This is a genomic window from Moorena sp. SIO4E2 (assembly GCF_010671945.1).
Lineage (GTDB): Bacteria > Cyanobacteriota > Cyanobacteriia > Cyanobacteriales > Coleofasciculaceae > Moorena > Moorena producens.
In genome coordinates, this window is record NZ_JAAHIE010000081.1 from 19,530 (window position 1) to 21,008 (window position 1,479).

The 1,479-nt window shown below is 45.9% G+C and carries 1 protein-coding gene; it reads left to right on the top strand.

Translation table 11 applies throughout. The features are described from left to right. Positions 1 to 503: 503 nt before the first annotated feature. Positions 504 to 1,400 carry a carboxypeptidase-like regulatory domain-containing protein gene (locus F6K37_RS11845; protein ID WP_287250330.1) on the top strand — a complete coding sequence of 299 codons (897 nt, stop codon included), beginning with the start codon at positions 504 to 506 and terminating at the stop codon, positions 1,398 to 1,400. Positions 1,401 to 1,479: the final 79 nt, after the last annotated feature.

Sequence of the window (1,479 nt, forward strand, 5' to 3'; positions counted from 1 at the left end):
GTTTCCCCCACTCGCGCTTTGCATCAAGACAATGTTGGAATTATCAATTAGGCTTCTTATTTATTATTTAAAATATCATAAAATCCCCCTTTCAGGTGAAACCATTTCATGATTCAGCAACGCCCCTTAATTAATGAGTTTTAAACTTTTTCTGCATAGCCTGCCAACTGTAAAGGCTCCACTCTCCTTACGGTAACTTCAAGACGCCCACCTTTCAGGTAGGGCGCGGGGCTGCCGCCATTAAGCTCAAACCCCGTTAGGTAGAAGTCTGTCATCCTTCTAATTCAAAGTAAAGAAATGTAAGCGTATCACTTGGAATTAGCCCAATCATGGTAATGTAACTCTATATTTTCAATATTAGACGATATCTGAAAAGTTTTTTGATACTGACTTTTGCCCCCCAAGCCCCCCTCGCTCGGGGAACCAACGGGGGCTTGGATGTAGCAAATGAGACTTCTCAGACAACCTCTTAGGATAATCAAAGAAAAAACTGGAAAGATATAGTGCAACAAAACCTTGGAGCAGATAAAACCTCTCTGGAACTTTCATGTAAAGTCTTTAAACCCATGGACCCAGTTACTGCCAAAACAGTGCTTAAAGAAGTCAAGCAAATTTTGGATCAATTTGGTGTGACCTTCTTTCTGCAGCAAGGTACCTGTCTTGGCGCGATCCGAGAACATGGATTCATACCCTGGGATGATGATTTGGATTTGGGTTCTGTGATGGGGATCCACGTAGTCACTAGGGAAGTTATAGAGCCTGTTGTTCGTGCCTTCAGGGAACATGGCTTTTACACCGAAGTTCAACCCTACGATAGCGGCATTGGCGTCACGATGATGAAGTCATTCATCAGGATTGATTGGATGTGCCATAAGATTATCAAAGACTATATCAGGCACCATCCTGGGGTCCTGATTCCTGCCAGACTGGTAACCCAGCTAAAAGCAATCGACTTCCTTGGAGATACTTTCCTCGTTCCCAATCCACCCGAGGAATACTTACAGGCCAAATATGGTATAGAATGGATGACGCCGAAACGTTACGGCTATGAACAAGACATTGTGGATCTAGTCCCAGATCGCCCCACAGGAATGAGCTCAGCTGTTACCAGCTCTCCCAATGAATACAGAGCTAGCCGAGTTCGGATCCTTGATCAAAAAGGCGATCCGGTTCACAACGCTTCGGTTCGGGTGATCGGACAAGGGCAGGCCAGGACAGATGAGTTGGGCTATGCTGTGTTCAATTTGCCACAAGAAGATGCATGGTATGCACTGGTCATTAATTTTGACGGGCATGAAGAGATACTATACCAGGAGCAGATGGCTCAGGGAGTAACTTACGTTTACAGACCCAACCCCTCAAAATCTTCTGGACGGTTCATGGTTTTGTCCCTAGAATAAGCTGTGTGCGGAACCTGCGTCCGCACCTGTCTTGATGCAAAGCGCGAGTGGGGGAAACCACGGCAGTCGCTCATGGGGG